The organism is Paenibacillus sp. EPM92, from assembly GCF_016586185.1.
Classification (GTDB): domain Bacteria; phylum Bacillota; class Bacilli; order Paenibacillales; family NBRC-103111; genus Paenibacillus_G; species Paenibacillus_G validus.
In genome coordinates this window covers 42,902-63,799 of sequence record NZ_BCPS01000005.1, presented here as the reverse complement: position 1 = coordinate 63,799, position 20,898 = coordinate 42,902, and the positions used below count along the sequence as shown (strand labels likewise).

Genomic DNA, 20,898 nt, shown 5'->3' with positions numbered 1-20,898 from the left:
AGGGGATGCAGATGGAATCGATGAATGTGCTACAAATGGAAGCCGTATTTGATGAGATTGAAAATAGGACGGTCAGCCGCCTGCGCGCAAACGAGGAGGCGTATGCACGATTGCTCCGGCAAAGAAACGATCTTAAAGAGCGGCATCCGTTCGTCAAATCGGTATTGGAAGGAGACGCTTCGGTCTTTCCAAGTGCCGAAGATCATCAGGCATGGCTGGATTACAAGCGCGCATCGGACGAATCCGACCAGATGGAGCGAATGGCGCTTTATTTGCAAGGACATGCCGATTGTTACGCGTATTTGTCGAAAAATTGGAGCTTTATGATGAAATCGAAATGGGGTATCCTCAACAATAGAAGCTTGCTCGCGTTTCGTCACGCGGTAGGCTTTTTTTCGTTTAGAAAATGATGTCTTCGACGTGCAGCATTTCACAGGTCAAAGACAGGCTGTCTATGAAAGTTATAAATTACACTGCGAATGGACTCCAGATTTGGGGTCCTTTTCGCATTTTTGGAGGAATGCACATGTTGTATGCCATCCCGAGTGGCGGATGCTTTTTCCCGATTCTACCGCCTCTTTGTTACGGAATCGGCTTGACCGAGGAGGGAGAGACCGTGGCAACATTGGAATTGATATCCAAAGAAAAGAACGTATTTGGCGACACGTACTATTACATCCGTGATTCAAACGGGGTGACCAGTCAGGTTTACGAGGGCGATTTAGACGCGTTCATGAAAAGGAAAGGTGCTACGGAATTGAGGGAAGGCAGAGCTTTCCTGTATCCCAAAAGGAAGAGTAAGAGTAAGGCACGATGAACGGTATACCCAACGGACGCTGCTTGGATCGCGATTAGTCATATGGACATATTGGAAATGAACCCAGTAATCATAGGAGAAGTCAGAATGTAATTACAATTAAGTTCAGACACAACTTGTAAATGTAGTCATGTCTTATTTGCTTCTATGGAAAGGAGCTGCGGCGATGAGCTATGTAAGCAAGGAACAGATCGAACGTGCAAAAAGGTTGGATTTGCTCACGTATTTGCAAGTATACGAGCCTGCGGAACTGGTACGTTGCTCTCGCAATGTCTACACCACCCGAACGCACGACAGCTTGAAAATTTCCAACGGCAAATGGTATTGGTGGTCAAGGGGGATCGGCGGACGTTCGGCGCTGGACTATTTAATCAAAGTGCGGGGTCTGTCTTTTCCTGATGCGGTGTTGCTAATCGAAGACGTTCATCCGGTCAGCGAGCCTACGTTTTCGCACCCTTCGCAACACCGCCCGGTGCGGTTTGAGCTTCCTGAACCGAATCGCACATCGCATCGCGTCGCGGCATACCTCAGCAAACGCGGTATCCATCGCGCGTTGATCGAATATTGTCTTGAAACAGGGCGATTGTATGAAAGCCGGCGCTATCACAACGCGGTATTCGTCGGCTTTGATCAAGAAGGGATTCCGCGCTATGCGGCGATACGCGGAACGACAAGCACCCGTTATATGGGGGAAGCCGCTGGCAGTGACAAGCGATATTCATTTTCGATTCCAGCATTAAACGACAGTCCTGAACTGCACCTGTTTGAGAGTGCCATTGATCTTTTATCGTATTGTACGCTGGAGCATCTTGCCGGTCGGAATTGGCGACAAGCTCATAAGTTGTCGTTAGCTGGTATTTATAGGCCGAAGGCGGGTCGAGAGCAAAGCGATCCGCCTGCCGCTCTCACGCAATTTTTGCAAAGTTTTCCGCAAGTGAAGCGGTTGGTACTGCATTTGGATAACGATGAAGCGGGGCGACTGGCTACCGTCACGATACAGAGGTTACTCTCACCTGTCCTTTACATTTCCGATGAACCGCCCAAACGCGGTAAGGATATGAACGAAGAGCTACAGTGGAGAATGAGACAGCGTAACGAGCGGTTCTGATGGTGCTCTCGTTCCAAAAGGGAATTGGAACATTCCTCCTTTTAGGTGCGTCTGAATGTTGAGGTGATTAATTTGATGAGCAGACTGTTTCTTTTACTTGGGGTTATAATCACGATTTCTTTTGTAACCGGTTGTTCCACGCCCCAAGCAATCGATGAGATTTCAGAATCAAGTCCTTCTCATGCGATCACTGAAACCGCTATAGAGTATACTCAAGCCCCTTTCCCTATTGAAAACGGGCCATTGAACGAGCCGTTAGTAAAGGAGACTCCAGGTCAGTTAAAAGGTTTCGCTGAAGACGAATCCTTAAGTGTGAGTCTGCTGGCACAGATAGAATCAGATCACAATGATTATAAAACCAACATTGAGTTTCATAATAAGTCAGATAAGTCGTTGGATCTGGTTTTTGACTGCGGACTCCTTATTTCAAATGATCAATTTGCATTGAAACAGGGGGACTGTCCAGCCGTCGAATCGATGCTATTAAAGAAAAATATGAAAGAAACACAAGCTCTTGTCTTATCCAAAAATTTTTTTGAGATAGCGAATAACGTGATAACTGTAAGATACCGACAAGATCAGAAAACAAAAGATTTAGAAGTGAAACTAGAAGTACCGGAATAATGATTTTAAGTCTATTCCTCAATAACTGAGGACAACGATTATTCTGAGGTAGGCACTAAACGGCGACGTTTGTTATTGGAATTGAATTCTCATTGTATTTGGATGGATTGGAAATAAGCGTGATGCAAGCGCGGCTACATTGACTGTATAGCATGTAATAGGTATAATAAAGTCAATATACAGCTATGCAAGGAGAGAGTTAGATGATTATCAAACCTTCCGCCAGTATCCGGCAAAACTATAATGAAATCGCCGATCTATGCAAAACATCCGGGGAACCGGTTTATCTAACCAAGAACGGTGAAGGCGATCTCGTCGTGATGGACATAGAGACATTCTCCCGTCGCGAGAAGATGTTAAAGCTGCGCGAAGAACTGCTAGCTGTGCAAGAAGATCGTTTGGCGGGCCGTGTTGGTGTGACGCCGGATGAATTGGACGCTTACCTGGAGGGCATTATTGACGAGGTGCAGCATGGAAAAGATGCCCCGATATAAGATCATCGTTTCCGATCGCGCCCGCCAAATGCTGGCGACTCATGTGCGATTTCTTGCGGAGAAAAGTCCGGATGCGGCGCGAAAAACGAAGAACGAATTGCTGCAAGCGATACGTTCCTTGGCGCGAATGCCGGAACGCTATCCTTTTCTGGAAGCGGAATTTATTCCGTCAAACAAGTATCACAAGATGTTCGTGGAAAAGTGGTATCTGGTGTTATATCAAATTCAGGATGAAATCGTGTATGTCGATTTCATTGTAGACTGTCGCCAGGATTACCGCTGGTTGGTGCGATAACATAAAAATTCCGAGGAAGACGCTGAGTGGATCGGCGTCTTTTTTGTGTATTTGAGGGTCCCCTCTTTTTCCCGGGAGGTGCCTTGAAGGCGACGCGAGACGGATGTCTCGTGTTGCAGCAAGCACTGAATTTGGATATCCAAATTCGCTTGTTAGGGGCGCAGCCCCTAAGACCCCATCATCGCGATGCTATCGTTTCGATGATCGAATCGTGTTCAAACTGGTTGTTCATCGCGGCAGCGTTCTGCTTCAAGGAGACATTTATGGAAAGGGGTGATGGTCGATGAGGAAACGTTCGATATCATTTCTGCTTCGCCTGAGTGAAAGCGAACATGCTCGCCTTACTAGAGAAGTGGAAAAAACAGGACTTTCTCGGGAGGCGTACATCCGAGCGCTCATTAATGGATATGTACCGAAGCAGCTGCCGCCACTGGACTACTACGCGATGATTCGTGAGCTGCACGCCATAGGCAATAATCTGAATCAACTGGCTGTGAAGGCACATACGACCGGTCGTCTGGAAAGAGCTGCCTTTCAGGAGGAAGCCGATCACTTGCGCCGTGCTGTTCAGCACATTCAACAGGCGGTAACCGAACCGGAGCGAAGAAGCGAACTACCTTCGATGCATACAAGCGGACATCCGCCGTAAGGGGGCATGACAAATGGCAACGACCGCGATCTGGGATGTGACTGACCGTTTGAAGCGCGTACTGGACTACGCTCGAAATCCCGACAAAACGACACAAGATCGCGCCGAACCAGATAGCTTGCAGCAGGCGCTTGGCTATGCGACAGCGGATGCGAAAACGGAGAGGCAACTGTACGTGAGCGGCATCAACTGCGACCCGCTCACCGCTTATGAGCAAATGCAGCGCACCAAGCGACAATTTCAAAAAACGGATGGCATTGTCGCGTTTCACGGATATCAGTCGTTCGCGCCGGGCGAAACGACGCCGGAAATTGCCCATGCCATCGGGGTTAGGCTGGCGCAAGAACTATGGGGAGAACGCTTTGAAGTCGTCGTAGCGACCCATCTGGACAAGGGACATTTGCACAATCATTTTGTGTTGAATGCTGTTTCTTTTGTAGATGGCAAGCGGTACTACGACAACAAAGCTTCCTACGCTTTGCTGCGGCACACGTCCGACCGGCTTTGCCGGGAGCATGCGCTGTCGGTCATTGAACATCCCGAACCAGGTAAAGCTAAGCACTATGGGGAGTGGCAGGCGGAACGCGAAAACAAACCAACTTGGCGGGGATTGATTCGTGAGGACATCGACACCGCCATCGCAGCTTCCATGACAATGACCCAGTTTTTCGCCGCTCTGCAAAAACAAGGGTATGCGATCAAAACCAATGTGAAACATCTGGCAGTGCGTCCGCCCGGCAAGGAGCGCTTCGTCCGCTTGCGCAGTTTGGGATACGAATATACGGAGGAAGCGTTAAAGGAGCGCATCTTGCAAAACCACATGCCGAAGCGCCAGCCCTCACTTCCGCTACCGCGCCGAAAGCGAGTTGTCAGGGTTCGTGGAGTTTGGAGGGCTGGACGTAAATTCAGCGGCTTGCAGGCGTTGTACCTACGCTATTTATATGAAATGGGCATCCTGCCCCGTCAACGTGCGTCCCCGCGAAGGACGCATTTTTTGTTGCGTCAAGACTTGCGCCACTTGACGGTCATCACCGAGCAGACAAGACTGCTGTGTCGCCGCCGCATCACCACGAAGGATGAGCTACTCGCAAATCTCACCGGGCTTCAGGAGGAAATGAAACAAGGGTACAGCGCGCGCAAGGCATTGTACAACCGGCTGCGCCGTTGTAAGCAGCCGGAGCAGCGTGAGGCAATCAAAAGACAAATTGCCGAGGCGACCCGGCAGCTTGCGAAACTGCGAAAGGAGGTGAAGCTTTGCACGGGTATTCTCGCCCGTTCGGAGGGGATGGTCCATTTATTGCGTGAACGTGAACCCGAACATCACATACGAAAGGAGATGAACGCCGATGAGCGGAAACGAAGCGGCCGATCAAGTCGTCAGCATGAGTCTGCGGGGCATCGAGATGGTGGCCAAAATTTCCGGGGAAGGCGCTAAGCATTTGGCGGTGTATTTGTTCGCCGCCTTGCAGGGACAGAAACGGACAAAAGGGCGCATCCGTTTGGAAAGTTTGCTCCGCAGCGGCAAGGAACTCAAGGTGTTTGCCGTGAAAACCGAGGATCTCCCGACTTTTTGTAAGGAGGCCAAGCGGTACGGTGTGCTATATTGCGCGCTACGCGACAAAAAGAACGTGGACGGGCTTTGCGATGTGATGGTGCGTGCCGAAGATGCGTCTAAGATCAACCGGATCGTCGAGCGCTTCAAACTGGCGACGGTAGACACGGCCAGCATCAAACAAGAAATTGCAAATACCCGCAGCGAAAAGCAGCCGGACGAGAGCCAAACTGCGCAAACGCCGGAGTTAAACGGCGAAGCGCCTGAGCGGGAAGGGAGTCCGCCATCTGTCACGGAGGAAGTTCGAGAAGATTTTTTGGACGAACTGCTGGGAAAGACCGAACAGCCGGAGGAGGTTCGGGCAGCAAGCCAGCAACCGGAAGCCGCGCCTCCGGAACCGACTCCCCCGGCAGCCGCACCTTCGGCCGACGAACGAGTGCAGCAGCAGACACCGCTGCCCTCTCCCCCGATGCAGGAGGGAAGAACGATGGAACCGGCCATTCCGTCCGTGCCTATCTCCGGGCACAGCGTCGACAACGTAAGGGATTCGACTGATCGTAAACCGGCGCAGGAAAAGGTGTCGATCCGTCAACTGTTGCGTGAAATTCGTGAAGAAAATCGCGAAGCGGAGAAAAGACGGCGGCAAATGGAGCGTGAGCCGTCTTTGCCTAAACGCAGGGATCGTGGCAAGGCAACATCGGGCGACAAAACGCCAACGCCCACTACCCGGAATCGAAAGCGAGGGAAATCCAAATGAACGAACTGGACGAATTATTCTCTACTCCTTCCATCCAGCGAGAGCAGTCGTTTGACAAGGAAGCGTGGGTTCACCAAAAACAGGAACAGCGGCAGTGGACTTACGACACGATTGATACGACGACGATGACGATTGTTCAAAATGGAGAACAGTTTCAGCGTTATCTGGATGTGCAAAGCCGTTTTGACCGTTACAGTGTCTCCAATGCGCTGCTGATTTTAGCACAACGCCCGGAAGCGACACGCATAGCGGATTTCGAGGGTTGGAAGGAACAAGGCGTATCGATCCGCCGCAAGGAAACCGGTTTTTATATTTTGGAACCGGGCGAGGAATACCGGCGGGAAGATGGAAGCACCGCGACCAGCTACAACCCGAAGAAGATGTTCGATATAGCCCAAACCACTGCAAAGAAACCGGATCAACCGGTCTACCCGGATGATCGCACCCGCATCAAGGCGCTCATGGATCGTGCGCCAGTACCGATCACAATCAGCGATGCGCTTCCTGCAAATGTGCATGCGCTCTACCAACCGGATGTGCGCAACATTGTCATCCGCCGCGGGCTGGCAGCTGGAGACATCTTCCGCGCACTGGCGCAGGAACTGGCGCATGCGGAAATGGATCGCGGCGATAGTCGCTACAGCCGATCAGAATATCAGTTTCATGCCTACAGTGTTGCCTATATCCTTTGCAAGCAGGCTGGAGTTGAAACGACCGCGTTCCGGTTTGACCGGGTGGCAGAACGGTTCAAAGACATGGAGCCGCAGCCGATTCGTGCGGAATTGACGACGATGAAAGAAGCTTCGCATACGATTTCCCGGCGTATGCACCGCATACTGAACCCGCAGCGGCAACCTTCGCAACCAGGTCGAACCGATCCTACCCGCTAAGGAGCGTGAGGAACCATGAAAACGGAAGAACGCATACTCAGTCTCGACCACTACGAGCATGGCATTGTCATCAACGCGTTGAATAAGCTGCGTAATGACTTGATAGGCGAGCGGCGGCCGACCGATGCGGTGGACGATCTGCTACTGAAAACGTTGGATGCGCCCTATCAAAGAATGAAACGCCGGAGTCGCCATGAAACGCGCTAAAGCCGCAAGGAGTCAACTTGTACTCGTTGCGGTTTTTTTTATTCCCGTCATATGGGTGGCGCTGCTCGTCGCCCCGGCGTTATCTGGGGGATTGCCTGCAATCCTGCTTCATCTAAGCGAGGCGAATCCCTTTCAACTCCAGTGGGTTGAGGATTCAATCCGAAGCCTGCTCGTCTGTACGCTGGCTTATGGGCTGGCGGTTGGCGCGTATCTGGCTTCGCCGCGTAATTATCGTCGCCGCGAAGAACATGGCAGCGCCAAGTGGGGCAAGGCGAAACCGATCAACGCCAAATACCAGAGCAAGCAAGCGGAGCAAAACAAAATATTGACGCAGCACGTGCGCATCGGTCTAGATGGACGCAAGCACCGCCGTAATCTGAATGTTCTCGTCGTAGGGGGTTCCGGTTCCGGCAAAACGCGGTTTTATGCGAAGCCGAACGTGATGCAGGCGCACACCTCATATGTCGTACTTGATCCGAAAGGCGAAATATTGCGTGACACCGGTCATTTGCTTCAGACGAAAGGGTATGACATTAAAGTGTTGGATTTGATTCATCCGCACCGTTCCCACGGCTATAACGCTTTCTCCTATTTGCAGGATGATAAGGATGTGCTAAAGCTGGTCACCAATCTGATTCGCAACACGACGCCCAAAAACAGCAATACGAACGATCCCTTTTGGGAACGTTCTGAAACCGCCTTGCTGGAAGCGCTCATGCTGTACTTGCTCTATGAAGCGCCGCCGGAGGAGCAGAACTTCCCGATGATTATGGAAATGATTGCTGCTGCCGAGGTTCGGGAAGAAGACGAAACGTACCAAAGCCCGCTAGATGAATTGTTCGAGCGGCTTGCCATGCGCGACCCGGAACATCTCGCCGTCAAGCAATACAACATCTTCAAGCTGGCTGCGGGCAAGACAGCCAAATCCATTCTGATCGGACTTGGCGTGCGATTGGAAAAATTCAATTTGCACAGCATTGCCGGAATGAGCCTGGTCGATGAAATGGACTTGCCACGTATCGGCACCCGGAAGACGGCGCTATTTGCCGTCATCCCCGACAACGACAGCAGTTTCAATTTTATCGTGGGCATGCTGTACACGCAGCTTTTTCAATGCCTCATGTACGAAGCGGACTACCGTTACGGCGGCCGTCTACCAGTGCATGTGCATTTTGTCATGGACGAGTTCGCGAATGTCGCCCTGCCCGATGAGTTCGACAAGCTGCTCTCAACGATCCGCAGTCGGGAAATATCGGTGTCTATCATTTTGCAAAACTTGGCACAGCTTAAAGTGTTGTACAAGGACGCATGGGAATCCATCGTCGGCAACTGCGATCTGTTCCTGTATCTGGGCGGCAATGAACAATCCACGCACAAGTATGTGTCGGAGCTACTTGGCAAAGAAACTATTGATACGAACACCTACGGCCAAAGTAAAGGACGCAGCGGCAGCTATTCCATCAACTACCAGCAGTCTGGCCGGGAATTGCTTACCCCTGATGAAGTGCGACTCCTTGATAATCGTTATGCGCTGCTGTTTATTCGTGGGGAACGACCGGTGCTTGATGACAAATACGAGGTACTGCGCCATCCTCATATCGCGCTGACGACAGACGGCGCAGGTCAGGCGTACCAGCACGGCGGTACGGAGCATGCGCTCGATTGGAGGACGGTGCAATTGGATGAGAACGGTGAATATGAGCTTTTGTCAGAGGAAGAACTGGAGGCATTATTTTTACATGAAGGGATGGATCGCGTTTGAAACGTAAAACGAAATGGCTGATTGCTTTCTACATGATGACGGTGCTGTTCGGGACGATGCTAGTTTCCACCGCCTATGCCCAAAGCGACCCGATGACGACAGTCAACAACTTGTCCAATTTTATCTTCGGGTTGATTCGCGCGGTCGGCATGATTATTTTGGGGTTTGGCGTTGTGCAGATCGGCTTGTCGCTCAAGTCGCATGACCCTTCGCAGCGAGCGAATGGTTTTTTAACCTTGGCCGGGGGCGTCATCATCACGTTTACCAAAGAGATTTTGGACCTGATCACAGGTTAAGCCATGGAGGATGAGGAATGAGCCGACGCCCGTTCCTCCCTCGACAGAAGGGTGAGCGTATGTCGAAAAACAGTTGGATTGCAGATAATTTGGAGAATGCTCTAGATACCTGGGAGCAGAAAATGAATGAAATCTGGCACCTTGTTACCCAGTCACCAGTCGATTTCAAGGGGGGCACCATTTGGCGCATCATCACGGATATTCACGGCGCGTTACAGGCAACGGGACTGGCGCTGCTGGTTTTATTTTTTGTCGTCGGTGTGATGAAAACAGCGGGTAATTTTGCCGAACTGAAGCGGCCGGAGCTGGCGGTCAAGTTATTTGTCCGATTTGTGCTGGCCAAGGCAGTTGTCACCTATGGTTTGGAACTGATGATGGCTCTGTTTACGATTGTGCAGGGCATCATCTCGACGATGATGTCCCGTTCGGGGTTTGGTGCGGTGGATGGCATGTCGCTGCCGGACACGATTACCCAGGCGATCGAAGATGTCGGGTTTTGGCAAAGCATACCACTCTGGGTCGTCTCTTTGCTGGGCAGCCTGTTTATTACCGTTCTGTCCTTCATCATGATTCTTTCTGTGTACGGGCGTTTTTTTCGGATTTATCTGTATACAGCGATTGCTCCGGTTCCGCTCGCCTCATTCGCTGGCGAGCCGAGCCAGAGTATCGGCAAATCATTTTTGAAAGGATATGCAGCCGCCTGTATGGAAGGGGCGATCATCGTGCTGGCGTGCATCATCTACGCGGCGTTTGCCAGCGCGCCCCCGGCTGTCGAAGCTGGCTCTGGCGCGGTCACGATGGTATGGACGTACATCGGAGAACTCATTTTTAACATGCTGGTCTTGGTCGGCACGGTGAAGATGGCCGACCGGGTCGTTCGGGAGATGATGGGTTTATAGGCGGGAATTATTGGATGGCGGTCAGAAACAGCTTCAGCAGCGCCAGCGAGTCTTTGCGCTGTTTGTCTGTGCATTGCTGGAGCGCGGCCATAATCAGCTCAATTTCATTGGAAGGTTCAGCGTAAACGTTTTGTAGCAGCAAATCATTCGGAGACAGTTTCAGCACATGACAGATGCTGAGCATCGTTTCTATCGACATGCCGGCTTTCCCCCGCTCAATGTCCGCGCAAAACCGGGGAACACGCCCGATCTGCTCGGCCAGTTGCTCGCGTGACATGCCCCATGCTTCTCTCCGTTTGCGTATCCGCTGGCCTACTATTTTTTTATCGTAAACGTGCATCGCTTGTCATCTCTTTCCGAATAGGAGTTCATAGTTCCTATTATGGACAAGCACAGAATTGACTTACATGAGTTTTGAAATTACTATCAGGGGGGGCTAAAAACTCATATCCAGATATGTTAATCGGTAGCCCATCTGAAAACAAGGCGGTGGAAGAATGAGCAATCTATTGCGTAAATTGGAGAAAGAACGACAGGAGCTGAACAAGCTAGGCGAGCAGTCATTGAAGCAATCCATTCGATTATCCGACAACCAGGAATTGCAGGAGCAAAGTCGCAAAGTGGATGAATTGCTCGTTCGTTATGAGCGTACCCGACGCAAACGGCATCGGAGACATGGTAGATGAGAGGTGTGGGCAAACGATGAAATTTCCGCCATGGTTCAGAGAAGCGATTCAAAAACGGCTAGACAATGTATCCGATCTTATTGAAAATCACTCCGAACTTAGCCGCATTCGGGAAAACGAAAGAAAAGCATTTGAACGCTTATTCGCGGGCATGGACATCGGGCGCATGCCGGAATTTGCGGGTTGGGAAGATTGTCAGCACCTCAAGCAAGCAATTATGAATGAATGGCTATATCTGCAAGGTCTGAAAGATGGCATACAGCTTGCGTCCGCGTTATCGAGTCATCTTCATCCGTTCGATGAGCAGGGCTTCGCCAACATAGATAGTCGCCAGCCCGATGCACGGGCGGCAGATTCGGGAGGTCCTACACATGGAAGTCAAAATTAACCGGGAAATCCGGGAATATACCGAGAGCTTGTTTTTTGGACTGTCCTTGCGGCAGTTCTTTTTTTCAGTATTGGCCGTTCTGGTGGCAATTGGCTTGTACTTTGCTTTGCGAGACCGCTTCGGCGTGGAGACGCTCAGTTGGATGTGCATTCTGGGAGCCGCCCCCTGCGCCGCGCTCGGGTTTATTCACTACCACGGCATGACGGCAGAGCAGCTTCTGTGGACGTATGTAAAATCCGAATTTCTCATGCCCAAACGGCTGGTTTATCGCGCGACGAACATTTACTACGAGGTGCTGCATAAGTATGTCCAGCAGCGTGAGCAAGGAGAGTGAAGCTCGTGATTAAAACGCTTAAACGAATTATCAAGCAAGACAAGGAACGGTTCGCCATTCCGAAGGGTGTCCAGCAAGTCATCCCGATTCGTGCCATCTGGCCGGATGGGATTTTTTTTGTGGGCAACAAGTTTTCTAAGTCGTACCGATTTGAAGACATGAACTACGCTGTCGCCTCCAGAGAAGACAAGGAAGCAATGTTCCTAGCCTATTGCGAACTGCTTAATTCTCTCGATAGCGGCGCGACGACGAAAATCACGATTCATAACCGACGTTTAAATCGGCTGGACGTGGAAGACACCTTGCTGATCCCCCATCGTCAGGACGGACTTGATGGATACCGCGAGGAATACAACCAGATGTTGCTCGACAAGGCGATGGGCGCAAACGGCACTTTTCAGGAAAAATATATTACGGTATCTGTGGTCAAAAGAAATGTGGAGGATGCCCGTCAGTATTTCGCCAGAATCGGTTCGGAACTGATGGCGCATTTCTCGCGTCTTGGTTCCGCATGCGTGGAACTGGATGCGATAGATCGCCTGCGCATGCTCCATGATTTTTTTCGAATTGGCGAGGAGGCTGACTATCACTTTGACTTGTCCGCTACCATGCGCAAGGGACATGACTTCAAGGATTACATCAGTCCGGATACGTTTGAGTTCGAACGGGATTACTTTCGGATGGGACGCTACTTTGGCCGTGTCGTTTTTCTACGGGAATACGCGAGCTACATCAAGGACAGCATGGTGGCTGAATTATGCGACCTAAACCGGAACTTGCTGCTATCTCTTGATGTGATACCGATTCCGACCGATGAGGCCGTCCGCGAAGTGGAAAACCGGCTGCTCGGCGTGGAGACGAATATAACGAATTGGCAGCGGCGGCAAAACAACAATAATAATTTCTCTGCCGTTGTTCCTTATGATATGGAGCAACAACGCAAGGAAAGCAAGGAGTTTCTGGACGATCTGACGACACGCGACCAGCGCATGATGTTCGGACTGCTGACAATGGTGCATATTGCGGAGAGCAAGGAGCAGTTGGACAACGATACCGAAGCCCTGTTGACAACTGCTCGCAAGCATCTATGCCAGTTAGCACCGCTGACCTTTCAGCAAATGGACGGACTCAATACGGTGCTTCCGTATGGATTGCGCAAGGTACATGCGTTGCGAACTTTGACGACGGAAAGCACTGCCGTTTTCATTCCATTCCGGGCACAGGAGGTCATCCATCCCGGCGGTATGTATTACGGCCAAAATGTCATCAGTAAGAATATGATTATGGCCAACCGCAAGCAACTGTTAAACGGGAACAGTTTCATTCTGGGGGTATCCGGCTCAGGTAAAAGTTTTACGGCAAAGCGTGAGATAGTCAATCTGGTGCTAGCAGGCGATGACGACGTGATCCTGATTGACCCTGAGCGTGAATATTCTGCGCTGGTGGAAGCACTGGGCGGCGAAACGGTCCATATTTCCGCAACCTCGCCGAATCATATTAATGCCATGGATATCAATCGGCAGTACGGCGACGGGGCCAATCCAATCATCCTCAAGTCGGAGTTTGTTCTGTCGCTGTGCGAACAACTGATGGGCGGCTATCCCCTTGGCGCAAAGGAGAAGTCGTTGATCGACCGCTGCACCGCAAAAGTGTATCGAACTTATTTGCAAAGCAATTTCAAAGGCGACCCGCCTACTTTGCAACATTTTCACGCTGAACTGCTCAAGCAATCTGAACCAGAAGCGCAAGACATTGCTCTGGCGATTGAGTTGTTTACTTCCGGCAGTCTGAATACGTTCGCAAAGCCTACTAATGTTAATGTCTATAACCGGCTCATTTGCTATGATATTCTTGACTTGGGAAAGCAGCTGCTCCCGATTGGCATGTTAGTCGTACTGGATAGTATCCTGAATCGGATTACACAAAACCGGGCAAAGGGAAAAAATACGTTTATCATTATCGACGAGATTTATCTGTTGTTCCAGCATGAATATAGCGCCAACTTTCTTTTCACGCTTTGGAAGCGTGTCCGAAAGTATGGCGCCTTTTGTACGGGAATTACGCAAAACGTGGACGATTTGCTGCAAAGCCATACGGCACGTACCATGTTAGCAAATAGTGAATTTATCGTCATGTTGAATCAGGCCAGCACCGATCGGATGGAGCTTGCCGAGTTGCTTAATATTTCAGACCTGCAACTCTCATACATCACGAATGTAGACGCCGGAAATGGACTTATGAAGGTAGGCAGTTCCCTTGTTCCATTTACCGACAAATTCCCGCGGAATACGAAACTGTATCGCCTAATGACGACAAAGCCCGGGGAGGGATAACAAAACAGCAGTAAGCGGTTGGTCGCCATTAGATCCATCCGCTTACTATTTTATAAAGATGGTGACAGATAGTAGGGATGATTAATAAGATGATTAGTAAGATCATTGAATGTAGGGGATATTTATGGTACAATAAGGCCACGAAAAGGAGCTGGATGTTATGCCTAAAATAATCCCAATTCGCGATTTGAAAAATACGAGTGAAATTTCTCAAATGTGTCAAGAATCTGATGAGCCTATTTTTATTACCAAGAACGGATATGGAGACATGGTTCTCATGAGCATGAAAACGTATGAGGAAAAGATGTTTATGCTTGATGTCTACGAAAAGCTGAATGCAGCTGAAAAACAATTGGCGGAAGAAAAAGTTCTTGATGGCGAATCTTCATTAAAAAGCATAAGAGAAAAATACGATGTATAGATTGATTGTCACAGAACTTGCTCATCAGGATTTAGATAATATTGTTTCATACATTGCAGTTCAGCTGGCAAATCCAACAGCTGCTTCTGATTTCCTTGACGAGGTTGATAAGTGTTATGCTCATCTAAGAAATAACCCTGTAATGTATCCTAAGTGTCAAGATAATCGATTGGAGAAGGAAGGTTATCGAAAGGCGGTTATAAAGAATTATATTCTTGTCTATAAAGTGGACGAAGGCGCAGAAAAGGTAGTTATTTTACGCTTCTTTTATGGAGCACAAGACTATAATAAATTAATATAGAAACATAATATAATCGAAAGCAACTCTTATCTAGGTTGCTTTTTTCTATGCTTTATATATAAATAACAATGCAGTTACCAAGGAAATACGAAATAAGAGATTTTTCAACTGAATCATTCTATAAAGATCGAGATAGATGGAAGAAGCAAATAATTAGGAACAACATACCAATGTAGAATAACCCCTGGCCAACGGCTAGGGGTAACACATTCCTATATAGGCACAGATAAATGGTCAACTTTTTGGGAGTTCAGTTCTCGTTCAAAGTCTTCGCAAACCTCGCTATACACGGATCTCTCCATCATGCTTATCATACATTATGCAACGGTGTCGTTACTAGGCACGTGCGCTTTTTCCCCGGCAAGTTTTGAAAATTTCTTCTCCTGTTTCGAGTAATTAGTTTTTTGTTGCTCAAGATAAAGTTTCATTTTTAAATGCCAATCCACCTTTTTTGTCGGCAACAATCTTCATGATTGAGGGTGTAGGCACCGCATTGTGTAATAGGTGAAGTTATTGCATACCTCCCTTAGGGGCGAATTCGTGATGTTTGCATCACGTATAACAGTCTATGCTAGATAGCATAACATGAACACGGCATGTGCCCAAAATATGATACGAAACCTGAATTCAACAAAGTATGGAAAGATGTATAAATCAAATGGCAAGTTTGATTTATCGTACGCAAAGTAGACATTTTACGCTGTAACCGATTGTTCGTGACCTCATACAGTAGCTTTACTTGTAAATCAAGACTAATTGGGGCGTAAATTCCCCAGAAACAAATGGATAAGACTTTCAGCCGTTTGGAAATAATATACGGGAAGCCGCAAAGGCAGAAGTTTGAAGTACATCTAAAAGTTACAGATGAAAATCCAAGATGGAGGATTTCGCATGAATAAGCGTTTAAAGATCAATATCCTTTTCTTCGCAGTAATATTGACATTAACTGCATGCACACCGGGAGCTACACAAGGCCAACAAACACAAAAAGGTCAAGTAAACGTCGATCAACAGAAAAACAAAGCGTCAGAGCCTCCTTGGATCGCTTCTAAAAATACAACACGTATTAACAACAGTGATCCTTTTCAAACGGCCGTATTGGTGTCCAAAACGGTTTGGATGGCGACAAACGAAAAGAACCAGCCCGGTGGTGTTATTCTGGCCAACCCAGAAGATTGGCAATCCGCACTAGTAAGTGCAGATTTAATTCATCATCCGAATAATGGCCCCGTATTATTTGTGAATAAGAATAATGTGCCAGAGATTACGAAAAATGAATTAAAAAGGCTCAATCCTGTAGGATCGACTTTGAATAACGGAACACAAGTTATTTTGGTCGGAAATCTGGATCAAAATGTTGAGCAGGAAATCAAAGGAATGGGCTTTAAAATAGATTGGATTAAGGGTGAAGGTCCCGCAGCTATCGCTAAAACAGTAGATGATTATTATGCAAGAATTTCACAGGGCTATCCACAATCTGTAATTATAGGCTCTCTGGATAGCCAAGAATATTCACTGCCGGCAATTAACTGGATTGCACACATGCCTGAGCCGCTACTGTATGTAACAAAGGATGAGATTCCAACGGATACAATAGAAGCATTAAAGCTTAGAAATGGAAAGGCATCTATTTATTTATTGGGACCAAAGAGCATTATATCCGAAAATGTTGAAAAACAATTAGGACAGTACGGAAAGGTCGTTCGGATCTCTGGAAACGACCCTTATGAAAATGCCGTTGCATTTGCTAAATATAAAGACCCCGAGACCGGATTTGGATGGGGAATCACTTCACCGGGACATAACTTTTCGTTTATTAGTCTGAATACAGCATCATTGGCTCTCGCAGCAGCGCCTTTCTCACATCTGGGCAAACATGCTCCTATTCTTTGGACTGATAAGGAGAAGATGCCGGACACTGTCATGGATTACATGATGACGGTTCAACCCAAATATAAGAAATCTCCAACGGAAGGGCCGTATAACCATTCTTGGTTAGTCGGCGATGAACAATCGTTGAATAGGGCTGCACAAGGAGAAATTGACGATATGCTGGAGATCATTTCTTCCACAGGCGAAGGACATGGGCAACATGAGGGAAATTCTAAAAACGGCATGTCGGAAATGCCGGCTATGGGTCATTAGATGTTAAATAAAAGGACTTACTTGCGATTGTCTTCATCGCGGGCGAGTTGAACAGGGAAAAGAGGAAAAGTCATGTTCCATTACACTGTTAAGACAGCAAAAACGCCTAAAGAAGCAATTTCAGCCCTTACTGAAAACCTAAAGGAAGAAAAATTCGGTGTCCTCTGGCAATTAGATATGCAGGAAAAACTTCATGAGAAAGGTGTTGATTTTGACAATACTTATCATATTCTTGAAGTATGCAATCCAAATGAAGCCAAACGTGTGCTTTCAGAAAATGCTTTGGTTGGTTATTTCCTCCCATGTAAGCTTGCCGTTTATGAAGAGAGCGGGAGTACCCGGATCGGCTTGCCGAAGCCTACGGCTTTAATCGGACTTGTAGAGAACGATGAACTGATGGCTATCGCTTCAGATATCGAGAAGCGGCTTATAGCCTGCGTGGAAAAAAAGCCGTTAATCCGCGATATCCAAAGGACGTTGTGATTAACGCCTCTGGTCTGAAAATATCATTAGCTATAAGGTACGTCTAGACACTGCCTCCGGGTATGTGTCATTTTTCATTGAAATTTAGTGTTTTTGGTATGAGAAAAATGGACTTAAAAAAAACTACTGTTCGAAAAAATAGTGACATAAGGGACGGATTAATGAACTGGATGATGGATGGTATGTTCGGAATGTGAATCGTCATGTTTATTGGAATGGCTTTGATTATTGCGGTATCCGGATTTACTGTCTATATCGTTATTAGAAAATTGCTTCAGCGCAAACACCCGAATTTGCGGATAATAATGATTGACAATTACCATAGGGGGGTATACTATAAATACAAGGAGGTGCAATTTAGTGGAAATCATACAAACTGGGGTTACAGATGTTCAAGAACATTGTTGTTCGAGTTTAGATGAACGGAAAAGTCATCATTCCAGTAAAACGAAAGCTGCACTAACAGCTCGATTAAATCGGATTGAAGGACAGGTCCGAGGTATAAAAGGGTTAATCGAAAAGGATACTTATTGTGATGATGTTTTGAATCAAATTGCCGCGGTTCACTCCGCTCTGAACGGCGTAGGAAAACTGTTATTGGCCGAACATTTAAAAAGCTGTGTTGTGGAACGAATACAAGATGGTGAAGTCGAGGTTATTGAAGAACTATTGAAAACAATGAATACTTTAATGAAGTAAATTTCAAATAAAGGAGACCCGTAACATGCAAAATCAAACATTGAAAGTGGAAGGCATGTCTTGCAATCATTGTGTAAATTCTATTGAAGGAGCACTGCGAAATATTGGGGTAACCGCAAAAGTTGATCTAAAAAATGGTACAGTTCAGGTTCAGTATGATGAAAATAACGTTAATCTTGAGAAAATCAAACATGAAATTGAAGAGCAAGGCTATGATGTGGTTTGAAATTTAACGAAGTAGTCACTCGCATCGAGTGACTATTTTCCATCATTTTTTTACTCAAAATTATACCCCCCATGGGTACATGAAAAGGTGACTACAGATGGAATCCAATCAAATCGAATTGAAGCAAAGTTCCCTGCAAATTACTGGTATGACCTGCGCCGCGTGTGCGAATCGTATTGAAAAAGGCTTGAATAAGTTGGAAGGGGTTAAAGAGGCCAATGTTAATTTCGCGATGGAGCGGGCGACGATAACGTACGATCCTACAGTAATGGATCTTTCAAAAATGGAACAAAGCATACAAAAACTGGGGTACGGGACGGCAAAGGAAACAATCGACCTGCAGCTTAGTGGTATGACGTGCGCAGCCTGTGCAAACAAGATTGAAAAATCGCTTAACAAGCTGCCGGGTGTTACGAATGCAACTGTCAACTTTGCGATGGAAACAGCTCATGTGGAATATAGCCCGACGGAAGTTACTGTCGCCGATATGCAGAACCAAGTAGAAAAACTAGGTTATAAAGCAATGCCAAAACAAGCTCAAAGTAATTTGGAGGAACATCGGCATCAAGAGATAATACATCAAAAGCGTAAGCTATTCATTTCAGTCCTATTAAGTTTGCCGTTGTTGTGGTCGATGGTTAGCCACTTTTCATTCACATCGTGGATCTGGATGCCTGAATTATTTATGAATCCGTGGTTCCAATTGGCACTTGCCACCCCAGTCCAGTTTTATATCGGAAAGCAGTTTTATGTGGGTGCCTTTAAGGCTTTACGTAACAAAAGCGCCAATATGGATGTGCTTATTGCACTAGGAACGTCTGCAGCCTATTTCTATAGTTTGTATTTATCGATTGTGTGGGCATCATCTGCGGATGCTGCACATCATGGACCGGATCTGTATTTTGAGACAAGCGCCGTATTGATTACATTGGTTGTTCTCGGAAAACTATTCGAATCTCAGGCGAAGGGACGAACGTCCGAAGCGATCAAAAAACTTATGGGCTTACAAGCCAAAACCGCGCTAGTCGTGCGCGATGGACAGGAACTGACCATTCCGGTTGAAGAAGTAGTGACCGGAGATATCGTACTTGTGAAGCCGGGTGAGAAAGTTCCCGTAGATGGAGAAGTGGTCGAGGGAACGTCATCCGTAGATGAATCGATGTTAACCGGAGAGAGTATTCCCGTAGAGAAAAACGTAGGCGACTTTGTCATTGGAGCGACCGTTAACAAGAACGGAAGATTGAGAGTAAAGGCAACAAAAGTCGGTAAGGAAACAGCGCTGGCTCAAATAATTAAAGTTGTGGAAGAAGCACAAGGTTCGAAAGCGCCGATCCAACGGGTAGCGGATCGCATCTCCGGCATCTTTGTACCGATTGTAGTCGCCATTGCGGTTTTAGCCTTTGGGGTTTGGTACTTCATTGTAACACCAGGCGATTTTGCCAGTGCATTGGAAAAATCGATAGCTATCCTTGTTATCGCTTGTCCGTGTGCGTTAGGTCTTGCAACGCCAACCTCAATTATGGCGGGCTCCGGTCGTGCAGCAGAGATGGGCGTTCTGTTCAAAGGCGGAGAACATTTGGAATCGACGCATAAAATCGAGGCGATCATCTTGGACAAAACCGGCACGATTACAAAAGGTGAGCCGGAATTGACCGATGTATGGGTCGATAATATGGAGGAATCGGATTTCCTGCGCCTAGTCGGTGCAGCTGAGAAGAGTTCGGAACACCCGCTTGCGGAGGCGATCGTGTCAGGTGTTAAGGGGAGAGGTCTGGAACTTCCCGAAGCTAGCGAGTTTGAAGCCGTCCCGGGATACGGCATCCGCGCTGTTGTAGAAGGAAAGGTGATCTTGGCCGGTACCCGCCGTTTAATGGCCAAGTATGGCGTAACTGCGGAGCAGGCGTTCGATCAGATGTCGAAGTTAGAGCAGGAAGGGAAAACAGCGATGCTTATTGCGATCGATCAACAATATGCCGGAATAGTAGCCGTGGCTGATACGATTAAAGAGACTTCAAAAACGGCTGTTGATCGCCTCAAGCGGATGGGACTAGAAGTAATCATGATTACGGGGGACAACGAGCGGACGGCTCGGGCCATTGCATCGCAAGTCGGTATTGATAATGTGTTGGCCGAAGTGTTGCCAGCGGGAAAAGCGGAAGAGGTCAAGAAATTACAGTCGCAAGGCAAAAAGGTGGCGATGGTTGGCGACGGTATCAACGACGCTCCAGCCCTGGCACTGGCGGATATCGGGATGGCGATCGGTACTGGAACCGATGTAGCCATGGAAGCAGCTGATGTAACATTGATGCGTGGTGATTTAAATAGTATACCTGATGCGATATTTATGAGCCGTAAGACAATGCGGAACATTAGGCAGAATTTATTCTGGGCTCTTGCTTATAACTCCGCTGGAATCCCGATTGCGGCAATTGGCTTGTTGGCGCCATGGGTGGCTGGAGCGGCAATGGCGTTCAGTTCCGTTTCCGTAGTGTTAAATGCATTGAGATTGCAGAGAGTGAAAATTTAAGTTTG

At 47.9% G+C, this 20,898-nt stretch carries 26 protein-coding genes; 25 read left to right on the top strand and 1 reads right to left on the bottom strand.

The genetic code is table 11. The features are described from left to right. Positions 1–11 precede the first annotated feature (11 nt). The 14 genes from JMF85_RS00750 (at position 12) to JMF85_RS00685 (ending at position 10,350) form a co-directional block, all read left to right on the top strand. Positions 12–410 carry a hypothetical protein gene (locus JMF85_RS00750; protein WP_141336559.1) on the top strand — a complete coding sequence of 133 codons (399 nt, stop codon included), beginning with the start codon at positions 12–14 and terminating at the stop codon, positions 408–410. Positions 411–616: 206 nt separating this feature from the next. Continuing rightward, on the top strand, positions 617–817 hold the full coding sequence (locus JMF85_RS00745; protein ID WP_236595684.1) for a hypothetical protein: 201 nt from the start codon (positions 617–619) through the stop codon (positions 815–817). A gap of 166 nt (positions 818–983) precedes the next feature. After that, the gene (locus tag JMF85_RS00740; RefSeq protein WP_141336557.1) at positions 984–1,925 is read left to right on the top strand and encodes a DUF3991 and TOPRIM domain-containing protein; all 942 of its coding nucleotides are present in this window, start codon (positions 984–986) and stop codon (positions 1,923–1,925) included. A gap of 75 nt (positions 1,926–2,000) precedes the next feature. Further along, complete coding sequence (locus JMF85_RS00735; protein WP_174350980.1) at positions 2,001–2,549, top strand: hypothetical protein; 549 nt, start codon at positions 2,001–2,003, stop codon at positions 2,547–2,549. A gap of 203 nt (positions 2,550–2,752) precedes the next feature. Next, entirely contained in the window at positions 2,753–3,043 is a 291-nt protein-coding gene (locus tag JMF85_RS00730) for a type II toxin-antitoxin system Phd/YefM family antitoxin (RefSeq protein ID WP_127609431.1), read from the top strand. Further along, positions 3,021–3,338, top strand: a complete 318-nt coding sequence (locus tag JMF85_RS00725) for a type II toxin-antitoxin system RelE/ParE family toxin (RefSeq protein ID WP_127609433.1) — start codon at positions 3,021–3,023, stop codon at positions 3,336–3,338. Before JMF85_RS00730 ends, JMF85_RS00725 begins: the two co-directional genes overlap by 23 nt. Positions 3,339–3,621: 283 nt before the next feature. Continuing rightward, a complete protein-coding gene (locus JMF85_RS00720) occupies positions 3,622–3,987 on the top strand; it encodes a MobC family plasmid mobilization relaxosome protein (RefSeq protein WP_127608053.1) in 366 nt (121 codons plus the stop codon). Between the two features lie 13 nt (positions 3,988–4,000). After that, positions 4,001–5,422 (top strand): relaxase/mobilization nuclease domain-containing protein, encoded by a 1,422-nt coding sequence (locus JMF85_RS00715; RefSeq protein ID WP_127608052.1) that lies wholly within the window; start codon positions 4,001–4,003, stop codon positions 5,420–5,422. Continuing rightward, complete coding sequence (locus JMF85_RS00710) at positions 5,334–6,296, top strand: PcfB family protein (protein ID WP_236595683.1); 963 nt, start codon at positions 5,334–5,336, stop codon at positions 6,294–6,296. The genes JMF85_RS00715 and JMF85_RS00710 overlap by 89 nt, the downstream gene beginning before the upstream one ends. Next, positions 6,293–7,186, top strand: a complete 894-nt coding sequence (locus tag JMF85_RS00705) for a hypothetical protein (protein ID WP_201317585.1) — start codon at positions 6,293–6,295, stop codon at positions 7,184–7,186. Before JMF85_RS00710 ends, JMF85_RS00705 begins: the two co-directional genes overlap by 4 nt. Positions 7,187–7,201: 15 nt before the next feature. Beyond that, positions 7,202–7,393, top strand: coding sequence for a hypothetical protein (locus tag JMF85_RS00700; RefSeq protein ID WP_054795919.1), 192 nt, complete (start codon positions 7,202–7,204; stop codon positions 7,391–7,393). Further along, complete coding sequence (locus JMF85_RS00695) at positions 7,380–9,155, top strand: VirD4-like conjugal transfer protein, CD1115 family (RefSeq protein ID WP_054798835.1); 1,776 nt, start codon at positions 7,380–7,382, stop codon at positions 9,153–9,155. The genes JMF85_RS00700 and JMF85_RS00695 overlap by 14 nt, the downstream gene beginning before the upstream one ends. Further along, positions 9,152–9,451: a glutamyl-tRNA amidotransferase gene (locus JMF85_RS00690; RefSeq protein ID WP_430016623.1), complete on the top strand. Its 300-nt coding sequence runs from the start codon at positions 9,152–9,154 to the stop codon at positions 9,449–9,451. Before JMF85_RS00695 ends, JMF85_RS00690 begins: the two co-directional genes overlap by 4 nt. Positions 9,452–9,510: 59 nt before the next feature. Further along, a complete protein-coding gene (locus JMF85_RS00685) occupies positions 9,511–10,350 on the top strand; it encodes a VirB6/TrbL-like conjugal transfer protein, CD1112 family (protein ID WP_127608049.1) in 840 nt (279 codons plus the stop codon). 7 nt (positions 10,351–10,357) lie between these two features. On the opposite strand, the gene JMF85_RS00680 is transcribed toward JMF85_RS00685, so the two are convergent. Continuing rightward, positions 10,358–10,690 (bottom strand): helix-turn-helix domain-containing protein, encoded by a 333-nt coding sequence (locus JMF85_RS00680; RefSeq protein WP_127608048.1) that lies wholly within the window; start codon positions 10,688–10,690, stop codon positions 10,358–10,360. A gap of 157 nt (positions 10,691–10,847) precedes the next feature. Between JMF85_RS00680 and JMF85_RS00675 the strand changes: the two genes are divergently transcribed. The 11 genes from JMF85_RS00675 to JMF85_RS00625 all read left to right on the top strand — a co-directional run bounded on the left by JMF85_RS00675 (position 10,848) and on the right by JMF85_RS00625 (position 20,893). Further along, positions 10,848–11,036 carry a hypothetical protein gene (locus tag JMF85_RS00675; RefSeq protein WP_054795922.1) on the top strand — a complete coding sequence of 63 codons (189 nt, stop codon included), beginning with the start codon at positions 10,848–10,850 and terminating at the stop codon, positions 11,034–11,036. Between the two features lie 16 nt (positions 11,037–11,052). Beyond that, positions 11,053–11,424, top strand: coding sequence for a hypothetical protein (locus JMF85_RS00670; protein ID WP_127608047.1), 372 nt, complete (start codon positions 11,053–11,055; stop codon positions 11,422–11,424). Continuing rightward, on the top strand, positions 11,408–11,758 hold the full coding sequence (locus tag JMF85_RS00665; RefSeq protein ID WP_127608046.1) for a PrgI family protein: 351 nt from the start codon (positions 11,408–11,410) through the stop codon (positions 11,756–11,758). The genes JMF85_RS00670 and JMF85_RS00665 overlap by 17 nt, the downstream gene beginning before the upstream one ends. After that, positions 11,755–14,091: a VirB4-like conjugal transfer ATPase, CD1110 family gene (locus tag JMF85_RS00660; RefSeq protein WP_430103021.1), complete on the top strand. Its 2,337-nt coding sequence runs from the start codon at positions 11,755–11,757 to the stop codon at positions 14,089–14,091. Before JMF85_RS00665 ends, JMF85_RS00660 begins: the two co-directional genes overlap by 4 nt. Positions 14,092–14,251: 160 nt before the next feature. Continuing rightward, complete coding sequence (locus JMF85_RS00655) at positions 14,252–14,512, top strand: type II toxin-antitoxin system Phd/YefM family antitoxin (RefSeq protein WP_127608044.1); 261 nt, start codon at positions 14,252–14,254, stop codon at positions 14,510–14,512. Beyond that, positions 14,505–14,813 (top strand): type II toxin-antitoxin system RelE/ParE family toxin, encoded by a 309-nt coding sequence (locus JMF85_RS00650; protein WP_054795924.1) that lies wholly within the window; start codon positions 14,505–14,507, stop codon positions 14,811–14,813. Before JMF85_RS00655 ends, JMF85_RS00650 begins: the two co-directional genes overlap by 8 nt. Before the next feature lie 891 nt (positions 14,814–15,704). Next, entirely contained in the window at positions 15,705–16,958 is a 1,254-nt protein-coding gene (locus JMF85_RS00645; protein ID WP_054795925.1) for a cell wall-binding repeat-containing protein, read from the top strand. 72 nt (positions 16,959–17,030) lie between these two features. After that, on the top strand, positions 17,031–17,441 hold the full coding sequence (locus JMF85_RS00640; protein WP_127608043.1) for a DUF302 domain-containing protein: 411 nt from the start codon (positions 17,031–17,033) through the stop codon (positions 17,439–17,441). 360 nt (positions 17,442–17,801) lie between these two features. After that, on the top strand, positions 17,802–18,140 hold the full coding sequence (locus JMF85_RS00635) for a metal-sensitive transcriptional regulator (protein WP_397375419.1): 339 nt from the start codon (positions 17,802–17,804) through the stop codon (positions 18,138–18,140). Positions 18,141–18,165: 25 nt separating this feature from the next. Further along, complete coding sequence (gene copZ / locus JMF85_RS00630; protein ID WP_054798833.1) at positions 18,166–18,366, top strand: copper chaperone CopZ; 201 nt, start codon at positions 18,166–18,168, stop codon at positions 18,364–18,366. A 97-nt stretch (positions 18,367–18,463) separates the two neighbouring features. Further along, the gene (locus JMF85_RS00625) at positions 18,464–20,893 is read left to right on the top strand and encodes a heavy metal translocating P-type ATPase (protein ID WP_127608042.1); all 2,430 of its coding nucleotides are present in this window, start codon (positions 18,464–18,466) and stop codon (positions 20,891–20,893) included. Positions 20,894–20,898 lie beyond the last annotated feature (5 nt).

What these genes read in the sequence shown, in the direction of transcription:
- JMF85_RS00750 (WP_141336559.1), top strand. Translation starts at nt 12, where the DNA reads ATGGAATCGATGAATGTGCTACAAATGGAAGCCGTATTTGATGAGATT.
- JMF85_RS00740 (WP_141336557.1), top strand. Translation starts at nt 984, where the DNA reads ATGAGCTATGTAAGCAAGGAACAGATCGAACGTGCAAAAAGGTTGGAT.
- JMF85_RS00735 (WP_174350980.1), top strand. Translation starts at nt 2,001, where the DNA reads ATGAGCAGACTGTTTCTTTTACTTGGGGTTATAATCACGATTTCTTTT.
- JMF85_RS00730 (WP_127609431.1), top strand. Translation starts at nt 2,753, where the DNA reads ATGATTATCAAACCTTCCGCCAGTATCCGGCAAAACTATAATGAAATC.
- JMF85_RS00725 (WP_127609433.1), top strand. Translation starts at nt 3,021, where the DNA reads ATGGAAAAGATGCCCCGATATAAGATCATCGTTTCCGATCGCGCCCGC.
- JMF85_RS00720 (WP_127608053.1), top strand. Translation starts at nt 3,622, where the DNA reads ATGAGGAAACGTTCGATATCATTTCTGCTTCGCCTGAGTGAAAGCGAA.
- JMF85_RS00715 (WP_127608052.1), top strand. Translation starts at nt 4,001, where the DNA reads ATGGCAACGACCGCGATCTGGGATGTGACTGACCGTTTGAAGCGCGTA.
- JMF85_RS00710 (WP_236595683.1), top strand. Translation starts at nt 5,334, where the DNA reads ATGAGCGGAAACGAAGCGGCCGATCAAGTCGTCAGCATGAGTCTGCGG.
- JMF85_RS00705 (WP_201317585.1), top strand. Translation starts at nt 6,293, where the DNA reads ATGAACGAACTGGACGAATTATTCTCTACTCCTTCCATCCAGCGAGAG.
- JMF85_RS00700 (WP_054795919.1), top strand. Translation starts at nt 7,202, where the DNA reads ATGAAAACGGAAGAACGCATACTCAGTCTCGACCACTACGAGCATGGC.
- JMF85_RS00695 (WP_054798835.1), top strand. Translation starts at nt 7,380, where the DNA reads ATGAAACGCGCTAAAGCCGCAAGGAGTCAACTTGTACTCGTTGCGGTT.
- JMF85_RS00685 (WP_127608049.1), top strand. Translation starts at nt 9,511, where the DNA reads ATGTCGAAAAACAGTTGGATTGCAGATAATTTGGAGAATGCTCTAGAT.
- JMF85_RS00680 (WP_127608048.1), bottom strand. Translation starts at nt 10,690, where the DNA reads ATGCACGTTTACGATAAAAAAATAGTAGGCCAGCGGATACGCAAACGG.
- JMF85_RS00675 (WP_054795922.1), top strand. Translation starts at nt 10,848, where the DNA reads ATGAGCAATCTATTGCGTAAATTGGAGAAAGAACGACAGGAGCTGAAC.
- JMF85_RS00670 (WP_127608047.1), top strand. Translation starts at nt 11,053, where the DNA reads ATGAAATTTCCGCCATGGTTCAGAGAAGCGATTCAAAAACGGCTAGAC.
- JMF85_RS00665 (WP_127608046.1), top strand. Translation starts at nt 11,408, where the DNA reads ATGGAAGTCAAAATTAACCGGGAAATCCGGGAATATACCGAGAGCTTG.
- JMF85_RS00655 (WP_127608044.1), top strand. Translation starts at nt 14,252, where the DNA reads ATGCCTAAAATAATCCCAATTCGCGATTTGAAAAATACGAGTGAAATT.
- JMF85_RS00650 (WP_054795924.1), top strand. Translation starts at nt 14,505, where the DNA reads ATGTATAGATTGATTGTCACAGAACTTGCTCATCAGGATTTAGATAAT.
- JMF85_RS00645 (WP_054795925.1), top strand. Translation starts at nt 15,705, where the DNA reads ATGAATAAGCGTTTAAAGATCAATATCCTTTTCTTCGCAGTAATATTG.
- JMF85_RS00640 (WP_127608043.1), top strand. Translation starts at nt 17,031, where the DNA reads ATGTTCCATTACACTGTTAAGACAGCAAAAACGCCTAAAGAAGCAATT.
- copZ (WP_054798833.1), top strand. Translation starts at nt 18,166, where the DNA reads ATGCAAAATCAAACATTGAAAGTGGAAGGCATGTCTTGCAATCATTGT.
- JMF85_RS00625 (WP_127608042.1), top strand. Translation starts at nt 18,464, where the DNA reads ATGGAATCCAATCAAATCGAATTGAAGCAAAGTTCCCTGCAAATTACT.